General features: G+C 71.9%; 15 protein-coding genes and 2 riboswitches. Of the genes, 11 read left to right on the top strand and 4 right to left on the bottom strand.

Annotated features, from left to right (window positions below; translation table 11 throughout):
• Positions 1-10: 10 nt before the first annotated feature.
• A riboswitch (SAM riboswitch) is annotated at positions 11-130 on the top strand.
• Between the two features lie 553 nt (positions 131-683).
• A complete protein-coding gene (locus H9641_RS12780; RefSeq protein WP_191804338.1) occupies positions 684-1,331 on the top strand; it encodes a nucleotidyltransferase domain-containing protein in 648 nt (215 codons plus the stop codon).
• Between the two features lie 131 nt (positions 1,332-1,462).
• Here H9641_RS12780 and H9641_RS12775 read toward each other — a convergent pair whose 3' ends face one another.
• Complete coding sequence (locus H9641_RS12775; protein ID WP_191804336.1) at positions 1,463-2,116, bottom strand: chitinase; 654 nt, start codon at positions 2,114-2,116, stop codon at positions 1,463-1,465.
• 90 nt (positions 2,117-2,206) lie between these two features.
• On the bottom strand, positions 2,207-3,256 hold the full coding sequence (locus tag H9641_RS12770; protein ID WP_191804335.1) for a hypothetical protein: 1,050 nt from the start codon (positions 3,254-3,256) through the stop codon (positions 2,207-2,209).
• 71 nt (positions 3,257-3,327) lie between these two features.
• On the opposite strand from H9641_RS12770, the gene H9641_RS12765 reads away from it, so the two are divergent.
• On the top strand, positions 3,328-3,789 hold the full coding sequence (locus H9641_RS12765) for a hypothetical protein (RefSeq protein ID WP_191804332.1): 462 nt from the start codon (positions 3,328-3,330) through the stop codon (positions 3,787-3,789).
• An 82-nt stretch (positions 3,790-3,871) separates the two neighbouring features.
• Here H9641_RS12765 and H9641_RS12760 read toward each other — a convergent pair whose 3' ends face one another.
• Entirely contained in the window at positions 3,872-4,846 is a 975-nt protein-coding gene (locus tag H9641_RS12760; protein ID WP_191804331.1) for a glycoside hydrolase family 19 protein, read from the bottom strand.
• 350 nt (positions 4,847-5,196) lie between these two features.
• Here H9641_RS12760 and H9641_RS12755 point away from each other — a divergent pair, with 350 nt between their 5' ends.
• From H9641_RS12755 to H9641_RS12730, 6 genes are all read left to right on the top strand, one after another.
• Entirely contained in the window at positions 5,197-5,595 is a 399-nt protein-coding gene (locus H9641_RS12755) for a hypothetical protein (protein WP_068709938.1), read from the top strand.
• A gap of 56 nt (positions 5,596-5,651) precedes the next feature.
• A complete protein-coding gene (locus H9641_RS12750) occupies positions 5,652-6,719 on the top strand; it encodes a VWA domain-containing protein (RefSeq protein ID WP_191804329.1) in 1,068 nt (355 codons plus the stop codon).
• A gap of 194 nt (positions 6,720-6,913) precedes the next feature.
• Positions 6,914-7,711 carry a hypothetical protein gene (locus H9641_RS12745; RefSeq protein ID WP_191804327.1) on the top strand — a complete coding sequence of 266 codons (798 nt, stop codon included), beginning with the start codon at positions 6,914-6,916 and terminating at the stop codon, positions 7,709-7,711.
• A gap of 95 nt (positions 7,712-7,806) precedes the next feature.
• Positions 7,807-7,924, top strand: a riboswitch (SAM riboswitch).
• Positions 7,925-7,982: 58 nt separating this feature from the next.
• Positions 7,983-8,552: a hypothetical protein gene (locus tag H9641_RS12740; RefSeq protein ID WP_191804325.1), complete on the top strand. Its 570-nt coding sequence runs from the start codon at positions 7,983-7,985 to the stop codon at positions 8,550-8,552.
• Positions 8,542-9,342, top strand: coding sequence for a GIY-YIG nuclease family protein (locus H9641_RS12735; protein WP_318244558.1), 801 nt, complete (start codon positions 8,542-8,544; stop codon positions 9,340-9,342). The genes H9641_RS12740 and H9641_RS12735 overlap by 11 nt, the downstream gene beginning before the upstream one ends.
• Before the next feature lie 62 nt (positions 9,343-9,404).
• A complete protein-coding gene (locus tag H9641_RS12730) occupies positions 9,405-11,078 on the top strand; it encodes a nuclease-related domain-containing DEAD/DEAH box helicase (protein ID WP_191804323.1) in 1,674 nt (557 codons plus the stop codon).
• 28 nt (positions 11,079-11,106) lie between these two features.
• Here the strand turns inward: H9641_RS12730 and H9641_RS12725 are convergent, their stop codons facing one another.
• Positions 11,107-11,652, bottom strand: coding sequence for a hypothetical protein (locus H9641_RS12725; RefSeq protein ID WP_191804321.1), 546 nt, complete (start codon positions 11,650-11,652; stop codon positions 11,107-11,109).
• Between the two features lie 184 nt (positions 11,653-11,836).
• Here H9641_RS12725 and H9641_RS12720 point away from each other — a divergent pair, with 184 nt between their 5' ends.
• The 3 genes from H9641_RS12720 to H9641_RS12710 all read left to right on the top strand — a co-directional run bounded on the left by H9641_RS12720 (position 11,837) and on the right by H9641_RS12710 (position 14,138).
• Positions 11,837-12,925 carry a C2 family cysteine protease gene (locus H9641_RS12720; protein ID WP_191804319.1) on the top strand — a complete coding sequence of 363 codons (1,089 nt, stop codon included), beginning with the start codon at positions 11,837-11,839 and terminating at the stop codon, positions 12,923-12,925.
• A 9-nt stretch (positions 12,926-12,934) separates the two neighbouring features.
• Entirely contained in the window at positions 12,935-13,207 is a 273-nt protein-coding gene (locus H9641_RS12715; protein ID WP_191804317.1) for a hypothetical protein, read from the top strand.
• 91 nt (positions 13,208-13,298) lie between these two features.
• Positions 13,299-14,138, top strand: a complete 840-nt coding sequence (locus H9641_RS12710) for a VOC family protein (RefSeq protein ID WP_191804310.1) — start codon at positions 13,299-13,301, stop codon at positions 14,136-14,138.
• Positions 14,139-14,146: the final 8 nt, after the last annotated feature.

The following is a 14,146-nucleotide window of genomic DNA, read 5'->3' as shown; positions in this document are numbered from 1 at the left end:
GGTGGGCACCGGTCACGAGCGACCGGTGATACGCCCTCCGCGTGCCGGTCCGGCAACCGCGTTCCCGCGCACGGTGCCTCTGAGGAAGACCCGCCCGACCCGGTATCCGGGCCTTCGGGAAGTGCGAGGTCGAGGTCACGTTCGTCGTGGCCTCGACCCTTGCCCTGAGGCTGCCGCTGCGCCCGCTGCGCCCGCTGCGCCCGCTGCGCCCGCTGCCCCGCTGCCCCGCTGCCCCGCTGCCCCGCTGCGCCGGGTCGCCCCGTCCCCTTCGCCGCCTGAGCCACCCTCGCCTGTGCGCAGCGCGGGTCCGTGGTTCCGCGGTCTGAGATCGGCAGCTCAGGTCGCCGACTGCCTGTCGTGAGCGTGTTGTCCACAGATCCCTGGCCTTCGCTCCGCGTGCCGTCCTGAGCCGCCATCCTGTCCGTGAGGCATTCGGACCAGGGGGCGCTCCGACTCGTGGCATTCGGTCGGCCGTCGAGACAGGGGCATCGCCTGGAGGCGTTGCGCCTGCGCGTGGGAGCGGTCGGCGGACGGTGGGCGGCGAAGCCGAACCGGGGGGAGGGGAGAGTGTGTTCTTTCCGTAGCCCCAACAATTGTGGTGGCTATAGATAAAACACACCCGCCCCCGGAGGCCCGTGAGGGTGGCCGGGCCCCGCGGATCAGCGACACACGAGGGGAAGCGGATGGACTGGAGCAGTCCCGTCTCGGCGGTCGTGCCCGGGCTCGAAGGGCCGGTCCTGCGTGCGCTCTGGAACCGTCAGGGCGAGCTCACGGGTGGGCAGGTGCATCGCGTCGCGCACACCGGATCGTTGGAAGGCGTCCGCCGCGCCCTCGCGCGGCTCGAGCGGCAAGGGATCGTCCAGCGGCGGGCCGTCGGGTCGACGAACTACTACCGGGTCAACCGTGACCACCTGTGCTGGCCCGGGATCGAGGCGCTCTTCGACGCGCTGCACCCCTGGTGCGAGCTGCGCCGACGCATCGACGAGCTGCTTCATGAGGTCGTCCGGGACGACGGTCTCCGTCGGTCGGTCGGCGTCGCGGTCGTCGGGTCCGCCGCTCGCGGCGACGGCACCGCGGCCGACGACCTGGACCTCCTCGTCGTGGTCCCCGACGACTTCCCGACGTGGATCGCCCACGAGCTCGCCGACCAGCTGCGTCGCGACGCAGGAACCTGGACCGGCAACGACGTGGACGTCCACCTCCGCACGATCGCGTGGCTCGACGCCGAGCGCGACCGCCCCGGGGCCCTCGAACGGTGGGCGCACGACGCCGAACAGGTGCTCGGGCCACCCGTGCACGAGCACCTCCCCCTCGTCGTCCTCCCCGACTGACTGCTGGCGGGCAGGCACCGCCGCCGCGCATCCCCGCGGCCGAGCCCAGCCCGCTCCGCACCTGCCCGCGCTGAGCCGAGCCTCGCCGCACCCGACGGCGGAGGGTGAGCCCCGCCGTCGGGCGACGGACCTCAGCAGGTCAGGTTCTCGCCCGTCGTGGTGCCCAGGAGCTCCGCGAAGCGGCGGAACAGCGCGACCCGGTTCGCGACCTGGCGCGGGTTGCCGCCCTCGCACTCGAGCGGTCCGTTGATCGCCCGGATCGTCTCGCGGAAGCCGTGGTCACCGACGATCGCCTCGTGGCACGTCATGGTGCCCTGGCCCCGCTGCGTGTTCCAGTACCAGAGGGCCGTCTTCCAGGCCACGGTCGCGTCGGTCTCGACCAGGAACGGGTCGTTCAGCAGGTCGATGCCCAGGGCGTCACCTGCCGCCTTGTAGTTGAAGTTCCACGAGAGCTGGATGGGGCCCTTGCCGTAGTACGCGTCCTGTCCCGCGGGGCAGCCGTACGGCTGCGACAGGTCGCAGTAGTGCGAGTACACGGCCGTGTCGAGCTCGCTCACGTGCAGCAGCCCCGTGCTCTCGTGGCTCACGTTCGCGAGGAACGCCGCAGCCTCGCGCGCTGCGATCACCGGCCCGCCCGACGTCGCGAACTCCGGGTACGCCGCGGTCGCCGCGACCAGACCCTCGTAGGTGTAGAACGGGTTGCGGTCCGGGAACATCTCCTCGAACTGCGCCTCGGTCACCACGAAGCCCGTCGCGATGCCGCTCGTCGAACCTGTCTCAGCCATGAGCCACCCTCTCGTCACCGGTCCCGACGGGCCGCTGGGTCGAGGCTCGACGACGAGCGGTCGACGGCCGGTCGGCGTTCAGCGGTCACCCTAGGGGACGGTCACGGGCTCCTCGGCATCGGTGTGCAGAGCGCTCCGGGAGAGGTCGTCCGGTGTGGTGCTGCCCGCGTCCGCGGCCGGCTCTCCGCCCGTCGCGCGGTAGACGAGAGCCGCGAGGAGCCCTGCTGACCAGCCGAGGACGAGCGGCCAGAAGAGGCTCGCCTGGACCGAGGACAGTGCCAGGTTGACCGTCGTCGAGCGCAGCTCGCCCACCGCGAAGGCCATGACCGAACGAGTCGCGGGGGGGGCCCCCGCGCCCCCCGCGATCGCGACGAACCAGACCGCGAGCACCAGGCTCCAGCGGCTCGCACGCGGAGGCAGCCGCCGGGTCGCGAGCCACGTGCCCCCTGCGACGACGAGCCCCACGAGCACCCCCAGACCCATCTCGAGCGGCTCGACCACGGGCCTGCCCGTCGTGAAGCGCCAGGCCATCGCGCCCGAGGTAACCTCGGCCAGCAGGTCGACCGGGCCGCGAGCGCTGCGGTGCCACACGAGCCACGACCCCGCGGCGCCGACGCCCGCCCAGACGAGCGCCCCCACGCCGCCCGCGACGAGCGCCGTCGGGTACGTACGGGCTCGCAACGGCTTGCGCGCGCGTCGCGTGGCCGGGAGCGCGGACGCGTCGCGCCGGCTCGTCAGGCTCAGTGTGCCGACGACGACGAGCCCGACGAGCCACCCCGCGCTCAGCCCCCACGAGCTGCCGTCGAACGACGCCGTGAGCAGGAGGAACGCGGGGTTGTCGGGGGAGGGGAACGTGACGTCCGCGACGACGTCGGCGACCGCGCCCGCGGCCCCGCCCACGACGACCCCGAACCAGGTCCCGAGGAGCAGGGCCCACGTGCCGGTGCCGCGAGGAAGGCGTCGCGTCGCGAGATAGGTCACCGCGACGACCACCGCGCCGGCGAGCAGCCCCGCGAGGACCGTCTGCCCCTCGAACGGTGCGTCCGCCGAGCGGCTCAGCAGCGCGCTCCCGACCCACAGGACCGACGTGAGGAGCCCGGCGGCGAGGACGGCAGGTTCTCGGCGTGACGTCATCGGCATCCCGCGAGGGTAACGGACGCAGATGGCCCTTGCGGTTGCCGGTCGAGCTGCCCGCCCGGATCGTGGGAGACATGCATCCTGAGCGCGGTATCTCCCGCTTCCCGGTCGACCTCCTCGTGCGCTCCCTGGCGATCGGCACCGCGGCCGGCAGCCGCGCCTCGCTGGGCGTCGCGCCCGCCCTGCTCACCTCGTCGGCGACCGGTCGAGGGATCACCGTGGCCAAGGTGGTCGCGGGGCTCGGGATCGTCGGTGAGGTCCTGGGCGACAAGCTGCCGGGCGCCGGGTCGCGCCTCGAACCGCCAGGGCCCGCGATCCGCATGACCTCCGGTGCGATCGGGGCCCTCGTGCTCGCCCGCCGAGCCGAGGCCGGTGTGCTCCTGCCCGTGCTCCTGGGGGCGGCGGGAGGCGCGGCCGGGACCTGGGGCGGGGCGGCGTGGCGGGCCGCGTGGGTCGGGAAGGGCCCGGACTGGCCCGCGGCGGTCGCGGAGGACGTCCTCGCGCTCTCGCTCGCGACGTTCGCGGTGAGGCGCTGAGGCGCTCGTCCCCGCGCCCGACGCCGGAGCCCGCCTTCCTGCGGAAGGTGGGCTCCGCCGTCGGGCAGCTGGGCGGGGGGGCTCAGCAGGTGAGGTTGGACCCCGTGGTCGTGCCGAGGATCTGCGCGAAGCGCTGGAACGCCGCGATGCGGCTCTGCACCTGCGCGGGGTTGCCGCCGTTGCACTCGAGCGTGCCGTTGATCGAGCGGATCGTCTCGCCGAAGCCCGCGCCGTTGACGATGGCCTGGTGGCCCGACATGGTGCCGGGGCCCGACTGCGTGTTCCAGTACCAGAGGCCGGTCTTCCAGGCCACGGCCGGGTCGGTCTCGACCAGGTACGGGTTGTTCAGCAGGTCGATGCCCAGGGCGTCACCGGCGGCCTTGTAGTTGTAGTTCCACGAGAGCTGGATGGGGCCCTTGCCGTAGTACGCGGACTGGCCCGCGGGGCAGCCGTAGGACTGGCTCGGGTCGCAGTAGTGCGGGTAGTTCGCGGTGTTGATCTCCTTGACGTAGACCAGGGCGCCCGTCTCGTGGTTCACGTTGGCGAGGAAGGCCGCAGCCTCGCGCTTGGCGACCTCGGTGCCGCCCGACGTGGCGAACTGCGGGTACGCGCTCAGGGCGTTGACCAGGCCCTGGTAGGTGTAGAACGGGTTCCGGTTGGGGAACATCTGGTTGAACTGGGCCTCGGTCACGACGAAGCCGGTCTGGTTGCCGCCGCCGTTGTCACCACCCGTGGTGCCGCCGGTCTCTCCCGTGCCGCCGCCGGTCGAGCCGCCGCACGTGCCCTGGTCGCGCCAGACGCCCCACTGGCCCGTGGTGCCGGGCGTCTCGCCCTGCGTCCACCAGCCCGCCTTCCAGTTGTGGCCGCCGGTCGAGACGACCGCGCCGCCCGTGTAGACCGCGGACGCGCTCCACGGTGCGGCGCAGGGCTCGGCCGCGGAGGCGCGGGGGGCGAGGACCGTGGCGGTGACCGACAGCGCCGCGAGGGCCGTCGTGAGGAGCAGGGCGAGCAGGGCCAGCGTCGTCGCTGGCCGTCGGATCGTGTGCGCGGTGCGCATGTTCGTACCTCTCGTCGATGACAGGGGACGACTGCGAGCCTGGCGGGGGATTTGTCCGATGGTCAACGCACGTAGGGGGTACTACGTAGGTGAGGGGCCGGTCGTGGCGTGGCGTGGCGTGGCGTGGCTGGGCTGAGCGTCCCGGTCCGGGAGCAGGGGTGCGGACCGGACGCGCTCGGGTGTCTGGGGGCGGGGGTGTTTTCTGTGTAGCCACCACAATTGTGGTGGCTGCGCAGAAAACACCCCTCTGGGTAGTCGCACCCTGCAGGCGCGGCGACGTGTTCTCGGCGTGCAGAAACTGCCTGTGTGCATCTATTGCACATGTGCACTTGGTGCACTACGTTCGTGTCATGGCCTCCGACAAGAACGCACCGCACCGCACCGACGGGCTGCCGAGCCTGGCCTCGGCCCGCGCCGCCCTCGAGGCCGCGGCCGGACTCGCTCCCGAGGAGGCCGTCGCGGCTCTCGCCGAGGCGCGCGTCCAGCTCGACGCCGCGCTCGACGAGGCGATGGCTCAGGCCCTGCTCGCCGGCCACTCGCTCCGCTCGGTCGCAGCGGACGCGGGAGTCGCGCCCAACACCGTCCCGCCCCGCGTCGCCCGCACCGCGGCGCTCGGCTCCTACCGCGGACCCGACGACCGCGTGACCGCAGAAGGAGTGACCAGGGCGCGCTACGACGTCGAGCAGGGCAAGCACGTGAGTGCCGCTCCCGAGGCGACCACGCCGCTCCGCTTCCGCCGCCGCACCTGATCCGCTCCCTCCCGCGCACCATCAGCCGCACCGCCCCACGACCCGAGGAGTACCCCATGGCCGACGCCACCTCCACCCACCTGTCGATGCTCCTCGACCGGTCGGGCTCCATGCAGTCGATCAAGGCCGCGACGATCGCGGGCTTCGACGAGTTCATGCTCGAGCAGCGCGGTGTCACGGGGCGCTGCACCGTGACGCTCGCGCAGTTCGACAGCGAGTACGAGGAGGTCTACGCCGACCGGGACGTCGCCACCGTCCCGTCGCTCGACCTCCAGCCCCGTGGCACGACGGCTCTGCTCGACTCGATCGCGCGCCTCGTCCACTCGACGAGCGTGCGGATCGCGCAGCTGCCCGAGGACCAGCGGCCTGCGACCGTGATCGTCGGGATCATGACCGACGGCCACGAGAACGCCTCGAAGGAGTACACGCACGCCGCGATCAAGGCGCTCGTGACCGAGCGCGAGACCGTGTTCGGCTGGACGTTCCTCTACATGGGGGCCAACCAGGACGCGATCGAGGTCGGAGAGTCGATCGGTGTCGCCCGCGAGCGGTCGCTGACCTACGAGGGCGTCTCGGCAGGGGCCGCGTACGGGGCCGCGTCGGCGAGCATGGCCCGCCTGCGCACCGGGGTCGCCGACGGCGCCGCGCCGGCCGTGGCCCGCGACACGTTCGCGGGGTTCACGGCCGCCGAGCGCGACCTGGCTGCGGGGAACGGCTCGCCCGCCGGGCGTGTGCGCACGGCCCGGCCGGCGCCCGCGGTGGCGCGCCCGGCCGCACCGCCCGCGGTGCCGACCGCACGGCTCACCGAGAGCGAGCTCGTCGCGTGGCTCACGCAGTGGCGCGACACCACGTCGGCCACGAGCATCGGCGACCGCGCGACCTACGGTGGCCGCAAGCTCATCGACGCCCAGGTCGCGGGCCACGACGTGTTCCTCAACGCCGACACGTCGCGCGGCGCGGTCGAGCAGCTCCTCGCGCACGCGGCGCGGGGCCCGCTCGTGTGGTCGGCCATCACGAACCGGAACGGGGTCGTCAACAAGATCACGTTCCAGCCCGACGGCGCCCGGACCCCCGGCTGGTACTGCTACCTCACGGCCGCGCAGGCGGGGGAGGGGCGGCTGTGAGGTGACGGTGCGGTGTTGCGGCGGTGAGCGACGTCCGTGGCAGGTCACGGCCGACCTCGTCGGGTAGTCTTCCCGATCGTTCGGGCTGAAGACCATCACGCCCGTCGACGAGGCAGGGGGCTTCGATGGAGGATCCGCGGACGGCACCGAAAGCTGGGGCGGTCAGGCGGCACGTTCGCTGGGCCGTGCCGCTCGTGCTCGCACCGATCGCCTACGTCGGCTGCATGGCGGGCATCGCTGCCCTCGACCGGGGAGAACAGACGGACAGCTCGACCTTGCTCGTCATGCTCCTGCTCCTCCTGGGCGCCGTCGTCGCGCCGATCTCCCTCGTCGTCCTTGCGGTCGTCAAGGCCTCCGCGACGTATCGCGATCACCGGCGCAGCACGGGACGGTTCCGCGCGGCCGAGCTCATCGACATCCGACGGCGCGACGCGTCCGCGCGCGGGTGGCGGGACGCCCAGGCGCTGCGCCAGCAGCTCCTCGCGGGAGAAGTACCTGCGACCCTGGCCGTCTGGGACGTCGTCCCGTACGCAAACGAGGAGTTCTTCTGCGACGTCCCCATCGGCTATGCCCGGTACTACGGCAAGGACGTCAGCTACTCGCAGACATCGGGCTTCTTCTACGGTCGACCCTTGTTCGTCGCCGCAGGCCTGGCCGTGACCGCGCTCTCCAACGGCGCTCAGCGCACCGCCGCCCGGAACAAGGCTCGGCAGCAATGGCGTGAGCAGTGCATCAGCAGGCTCGTCGTGAGCAATCACCGACTTCTCGTGCAGACGCGAGGCCGGTGGCTCTCGTTCGACTACGCGTCGATGACAGCCGTCTTCCCGGAACCCACGAGCTGGGGGCTCGTCTGCCAGTTCTCCGAGGCGGAACCGCTCCTGCTCACCGGAGATCATGCACCCTTCGTGGCCGTCATGACGCTCTACCGGACCCACGGTGAACGTGCGCTGCGCGAGCACCCCAGCCTGGCGCTGCTCACCGTAGGCGGCTGAGGGGCGCAGTGTCGGGGGACGGACGGTCCGCCCCCGGTGCGGGCCACCGTCGCCCGATTTGCGCACAACCACGGGGTTCTAGTACAAATGCCCCAGGTCAAGAGTGACCGGCGAAACGCCCTCCGCGTGCCGGTCCGGCAACCGCGCTCTCTGCGCACGGTGCTCCAGGAGGAAGACCCGCCCGCTGCCGATCGGTCGCGGGAAGCGCAGGGTCGTCGACCAGCCCGGACTTCGGTGCTGGTCGGCCCCCTTCCTCGACGAAGGAAGAAGCATGACCGAACCGTTGATCAACCCGTCTCCCACCCCCGACGGGGTGGACTCGACACCTGTGGTCGTCCCGGACGACTTGAGCGGTCTCACTGAGGGACTCGGCCGCGCTTGGCGACGGCGACCTGCCGAGATCGTCGATGTACCAGAGGCACGCCGATGGTTCTACGAGGGCCGCCACCCCACGTGGGTGCTTGAGGAGTACGAACGACGCCACAACATGGAGATCTCACACCGCTTCTGGGAGTCCTGGATCATCGACATGGGGCTCGTTCGACGTAACGTGCGCAACGAGGCACTCATCCCGTGGCGAGTCCTCGAGAGACACCGGTGGGATGAACCGATCCAGATGCTCCGACTCGAAGCTTGGCGACGCGCGGGGCTCGAGATGGACGAGGTGCACCTCGCGCAGAACGATGCATGGCGGGATCGCTTGCTCCGAGAGGACGTGGTCGTCGAATACCGGCCGGAGCTCGCCCGGGATGCGTTCGGCTACGTCGCCAGACGGCCGGGTATCGACATCGGTCTTGTCCGTGAGCCCGACACGACGGACGGGGCTCCCGGTGTCCGCTGAGATCGAGCAGCCAGCCATGACACTTCGTCGGTCCCGAGACGTGAGACAGGTCACCCAGAAGTGGGGTTTTGGAATGTCCCCCGTCAAGCAGGAAGTCCTCGCCCGGAGGCAGCATGCTGTCGGGGCTGTGCATGGTCTTTTCGTCGCGGCCGAGCCCATTTCGACGACCCCGCCAGCAGGACTCCTGGACCAGATCTCGGAGGTCAAGGGGCTCTTCTCGCGGAGCTGGAAACAGGATCAGTGGGACTGGGCGGTTGTCTGGCAGCAACTGGGAAGACCTGTACCGCGCAATGCACGGCAGTCCGCCGAGACTTTGGGAGCTCTTCGGCGTGCATTGAGCGACAGAGATCCGGAAGCGGCAGGTGGAGCAGTTCTGCGCGGAGCTCGCTCGGGTCTGGTACACCACCTCAAGGCATACCTCGGAGAGCGGAAACCGCTCCTGGGGGACGAGACCGGCTTCGTCTACGTGCTGTCGACGCGAGAACAGCCGCACCTCCTCAAGATCGGCTACACCCGACGGCCGATCGCGGATCGGGTGGCGGAGATCAACCGGGCAACCGGAGTCGCCGTGCCGTTCGGCGTCCGCAAGCTGTGGATCGTCAAGAACCCGAGGGCAGTCGAGGCCACGGTCCACGCACTGCTGGGCCCATATCGCCTGAGAGATGATCGGGAGTTCTTCCTCATGGAGTTTCGCGAGGCTCGCACGATCATCGATCGCTGTGTCGGGGAGATGAGAGCAAGGTCGATCGGTGACAGCCCGGTGGCCGTCGCCCCGGGTGAAAAGCCGTGACCAGGGCGACGTGTCCGCCCGCGGGGCGTGACGCCGTCGGGCAGGTCCGGTACACCAGAGCCATGCCGCCCCGCACCTTCCCGACCGAACCCGCCTACCCGCCCGACGGGGGCGCCGAGCGCACCCTCCACGAAGCGCTCCTGGCGCAGCTGCCCGACGACGCCGTGGTCTTCCACGGCCTGCGCCTCCAGGAGGAGGAGCAGGAGTACGAGATCGACCTTCTCGTCGCCTGGCCGGGGTTCGGGATCGCCGCGATCGAGGTCAAGGGCGGGCACATCGAACGGCGTGACGGCACCTGGTGCCAGGGGAACGGGGACCAGCGGCACCGCATCGATCCGGTCGGGCAGGTGCAGGGGGCGCGGCACGCACTCCAGGCGCTGCTGCGGCACCGCGGCCTGCTCGCCGCCGAGTCCCGGACCGCGCACCTCGTCGCGTTCCCGCACCAGTACGTCGGACCCGACTGGGCGACGCTCGATCTGCCCCGCGACATGATCGTCGACCGAGGGGACCTCGAACGCGGGCATGGGCTCGCCGAACGGGTGCGCAACGCGATCACCCGGCACGGCCAAGGGCACGGGCCGCTCGCCGACGCCGATCTCGAGGAGGTCGTCGAGGCGCTCGCGGGCGGCTTCCCCAGCCAGGCGGAGCACCTCGCCGCGGCCGCAGCGCACGAGGACAGGCTCGAGCAGATGACGCGCGACCAGGGCCGCATCCTCGACCTTCTGCGCGAGGCCCGGCGGCTGCGCGTCGTGGGCGGAGCGGGTTCCGGCAAGACGTGGCTCGCGCTCGAACAGGCCCGACGGCGGGCGCGCGCCGGGGAGTCCGTCGCCCTCCTGTGCTACTCGCGCGGGCTCGGACGGTACTTCGAACGGGTCGTCGCGACCTGGCCCGTGCGCGAACGCCCCACCTACGTGGGTCTCTTCCACGACCTGCCGCGCGCCTGGGGCGCCGCAGCAGGCGCGGACGACGACGGCGACTACTGGGAACGGCACCTCCCGCTCGCCCTCGGAGAGCTCGCGGCCCAGCGGTCACCGGCCGACCTGTTCGACGCGGTCGTCGTCGACGAGGCCCAGGACTTCGGCGACCTCTGGTGGCCCTCGCTCATGAGGTGCCTGCGTGACCCCGACACGAGCGGCCTCTACGTCTTCATGGACGACGCCCAACGCGTCTTCCCCCGCGAGGGGCACGTGCCGATCGAGCTGGTCCAGGTCACCCTCGACGAGAACCTGCGCTCGACCAAGCAGATCGCCCAGGTCTTCGGCGCCCTGTCCGAGGACCTGCTCCGTCCCCGCGGCATGGACGGACCACCCGTGCGCCTGGTCGACGTCCCCGCGGAGCAGGCTGTCGGTGCCGCCGACGACGCCGTCGACGCCCTGCTCGACGAAGGCTGGGCCCCTGGGTCCGTCACGCTCCTCGCGACCGGGCGCCGGCACCCCGCCCAGGTCAACGAGGTCGCGCTCGGCGGGCACGCCGCCTACTGGGACACGTTCTTCGCCGAGGAGGACGTCTTCTACGGGCACGTGCTCGGGTTCAAGGGACTCGAGCGCCCCGTCGTCGTGCTCGCCGTCAACGGCGTCCGCGACGTCGCCCGGGCGCGCGAGATGCTCTACACCGGGCTGTCCCGGGCACGGTCGCTGCTCGTAGTCGTCGGGCCGCGCGAGTGGATCGAACAGGTCGGCGGTGAAGCGGTGCGGCGGAGGCTGGGGAAGGCGGTGAGGTGGGAGGTGGCCGGGTGATGGCGGCGGCGACCTGACCCGCAGGGTTCTAGGACCGCTCGAGCTCCGCGTCGTCGCACGTCTCCGACAGCACCGGCGCGTTCAGGCGGACGACGGACGTCTGCTCGGACGAGACGACGAGCTCGGCCCCTGCGTCGTCGGTCGACGACACCTCGACCGCCCCGCCGTCCGCGAACACGGTCTGCCCCAGGGCGGCGAACCCGTGCTGCGCGAGGACGGGGTCCAGGGCTGCGCGGACCGCCGCGAAGTCGTCACCCTCGACGTACAGGTACTGAGCCGAGCCAGCGGCCGGCAGGACCAGGGTGCACGCCGAGCCCTCCTCGGAGAGGGCGGCCGTCCCGCTCGACTCCCACGGCGTGGCCGGGTCGAGGGACGACAGCGCCGCGAGGACGTCGTCGCGCACCACGGTGTACGTGTCGAGCGCCTCGGCAGGGCTCGCACCCGGCGTGCTCGCGGTCGGAGCTGCGGCGGGAGAGCTGCTGCACCCTGCGACGAGCTGCCCGACGGCGGCCACCACCAGCAGCAGCACCCCGCCGGCACGCAGCCGCTTCCTCGACGATCCGGCGTCTCTCACGCGGTGCCCCCTCGCTGGGTCGGTCGACGCGCAGGTGCGCGGCGTCGTCGAACCTAGCAGCGACGAGGCGCCCACCGGGTGACGTCGCATGGGGACCGCTGCCCATGGCCTGCCCGCCGCGTGGTCGATAGCGTGGGTCGGCGATGCCCGGGACCAAGGCGGTCCCGCAGCCACGAGGGGGGACATGCGCACCATGTTCGGCGCCGACGTCGAGGCGCTCGCAGGGCTCGGCAGCAGCTTCGTGGAGAGCGCCGAGACGCTCGAGACGGCCCGGCGGCAGGTCGACGGGATCGTCGCCTCCGCGGGCTGGGTGGGGCCCGACGCCGAGGAGTTCCGGCAGGACTGGTCCCGGCGGCTGGCCCCCGCGCTCGCCTCCTGCCTCGGTGCGCTCCGCGACAACGCCGAGGTGCTCCGGCGGAACGCCGAGGACCAGGCCCGCACCAGCGCGGCCGACGGCGGAGCGGGGCCAGGCCTCGACCGGGGCGGTAGGCCGGGGGCCGGGGGTGGTGGCGACCGCTCCGGCGACGGGGGGAAGGACCGGCCGGGCAACCCTGACCTCTCGGGCCACGGCCCGTGGGTCGACGTCCCGCCCACGATCCCGCTCGACGACGCGGCGCTCGACCCGAACATGATCAACCAGCAGGGACTCGGCGACTGCTGGCTCCTCGCGGGCCTGGGCGCGGTCGCCCGCGACGACCCCCAGTTCATCCGCGACCACATGCGGCTCAACGCCGACGGGACGTGGACCGTGACGATGTACAAGGACGGCGATCCCGTCGAGATCACGGTCGAGCCCGAGGTCGCGCAGGACGGCGTCATGGACCCGAGCGGGAACCCGAGCTGGGCGTCGATCTACGAGAAGGCGGCCGCCGAGTACTGGGGCGGCAGCTACGACGACATCGACGGCGGCTACTCGAGCGATGCGTTCGCGGCCATCACCGGCGCGACCCCCTCCAAGACCGGCGAGGGGAACCTCTCCGACCTCAAGGACCGTCTCGCCGACGGCCCGGTCGCGCTCGGGACCGAGGACGAGCCGTCGTGGTGGCCGTTCGGCGACGAGGTCGACGACTCCCGGGTCGTGCCCAACCACGCGTACATCGTGGACAAGGTCGAGGAGCGGGACGGCGAGCTCAAGGTCCACGTCATCAACCCGTGGGGACCCGGCGCCCACCTGCAGAATGACGGGTCTGACAAGGTCGGCGACATGTGGCTCACGGAGAAGCAGTACAAGGAGAACTTCGACACCGTCTACGCCGTCCCCTCCACCCGATAGGACCCACCTGTGACAACAGTCAGGAATGCTCGGCAGGGCTCGCAACCCACCTTCGGGGTGCTGCGGGTCGGGATCATGCGCGTCGGCCTCGTCGACGGCACGCCCCTCGCGCAGCTCGCGCTGCGCACCCCCTCGGACGAGGCCGTCGTCGTGCTCGACGAGGGGGACGCGTTCGAGCTCGACGGCGTCGGGACGCTGCACCTCGACGAGATCCGGGCGAGCGAAGGCACGGTCCGTGGCGAGGTCACGCTGCGGTTCGAGGAGGTCGACGACGCCGACTGACCGGACGGTCCGCCCCAGAGGCCGGTGTCGGCGGCGGCTGGGAAGGTGGAACGCGGGAGGCCTCGCACCCGGCGGGGCCGGGAAGGCAGAGATGAGCTCACCGACGCAGCCCCGCACGTACCCGCACGGGGTGCCGTGCTGGGTGGACACCGAGCAGCCCGACGTCGACGCCGCCACCGCGTTCTACGGCGCCCTGTTCGGGTGGACGTTCACCGACAAGATGCCGCCCGACGCGCCCGGGCGCTACGTCGTCGCCTCGCTCGACGGGCAGGACGTCGCGGCGATCGCCTCCCCGCCCGACGGCAGTGACGGGACACCCGAGTGGATCACCTACGTCGCGGTCGACGACGTCGGCGCCACCGCCGGGGCGGTCGCCGCCGACGGCGGCGTGCTGCTCTCCGGCCCCGAGACCGTCGGCCCGCCCGGACGCATGGCCTCCGTCCAGGACCCGCAGGGTGCGCGGTTCCGGCTGTGGCAGGCGGGCACGCGCCTCGGGGCGCAGCGCGTCAACGAGCCGGGCACCTGGAACTTCAGCAACCTCCTCACGCCGGACCCGAACCGGGCCCTCGACTTCTACGGACCGCTGCTCGGCTGGGAGCTCGACCCCGCGCTCGGCGCCGGGATGTTCCGCGTCCCGGGGTACGGCGACCACCTCGCGCACACGATCGACCCCGGGATCTTCGAACGGCAGGAGTTCGCGCCGCCCGGGTTCGCTGATGTGGCTGCTGGGGTGGCGGCCGTCGACGGGCCGGCTCGGTGGGACGTGGCGTTCTCCGTCGCGGACCGTGACGAGAGCGCAGCCGCGGCCGAGCGGGCCGGTGGGGTCGTGCTGTCGACGAGCGAGAACGAGTGGACGCGCGAGGCTGTGGTGCGCGACCCGCAGGGAGCGCGGCCGACGCTGTCGCAGTTCGCGCCGCAGGAGTGGGGGTAGGCGGTCCC

The sequence above is a fragment of the Oerskovia merdavium genome (genome assembly GCF_014836755.1).
GTDB classification, from domain to species: domain Bacteria; phylum Actinomycetota; class Actinomycetes; order Actinomycetales; family Cellulomonadaceae; genus Oerskovia; species Oerskovia merdavium.
Note: the sequence above shows the minus strand (reverse complement) of the source record. Positions and strands in the feature narration are given on the sequence as shown.

Coding starts and splice junctions, on each gene's coding strand:
- H9641_RS12780 (WP_191804338.1), top strand. CDS start 684: ATGGACTGGAGCAGTCCCGTCTCGGCGGTCGTGCCCGGGCTCGAAGGG.
- H9641_RS12775 (WP_191804336.1), bottom strand. CDS start 2,116: ATGGCTGAGACAGGTTCGACGAGCGGCATCGCGACGGGCTTCGTGGTG.
- H9641_RS12770 (WP_191804335.1), bottom strand. CDS start 3,256: ATGCCGATGACGTCACGCCGAGAACCTGCCGTCCTCGCCGCCGGGCTC.
- H9641_RS12765 (WP_191804332.1), top strand. CDS start 3,328: ATGCATCCTGAGCGCGGTATCTCCCGCTTCCCGGTCGACCTCCTCGTG.
- H9641_RS12760 (WP_191804331.1), bottom strand. CDS start 4,846: ATGCGCACCGCGCACACGATCCGACGGCCAGCGACGACGCTGGCCCTG.
- H9641_RS12755 (WP_068709938.1), top strand. CDS start 5,197: ATGGCCTCCGACAAGAACGCACCGCACCGCACCGACGGGCTGCCGAGC.
- H9641_RS12750 (WP_191804329.1), top strand. CDS start 5,652: ATGGCCGACGCCACCTCCACCCACCTGTCGATGCTCCTCGACCGGTCG.
- H9641_RS12740 (WP_191804325.1), top strand. CDS start 7,983: ATGACCGAACCGTTGATCAACCCGTCTCCCACCCCCGACGGGGTGGAC.
- H9641_RS12730 (WP_191804323.1), top strand. CDS start 9,405: ATGCCGCCCCGCACCTTCCCGACCGAACCCGCCTACCCGCCCGACGGG.
- H9641_RS12720 (WP_191804319.1), top strand. CDS start 11,837: ATGCGCACCATGTTCGGCGCCGACGTCGAGGCGCTCGCAGGGCTCGGC.
- H9641_RS12710 (WP_191804310.1), top strand. CDS start 13,299: ATGAGCTCACCGACGCAGCCCCGCACGTACCCGCACGGGGTGCCGTGC.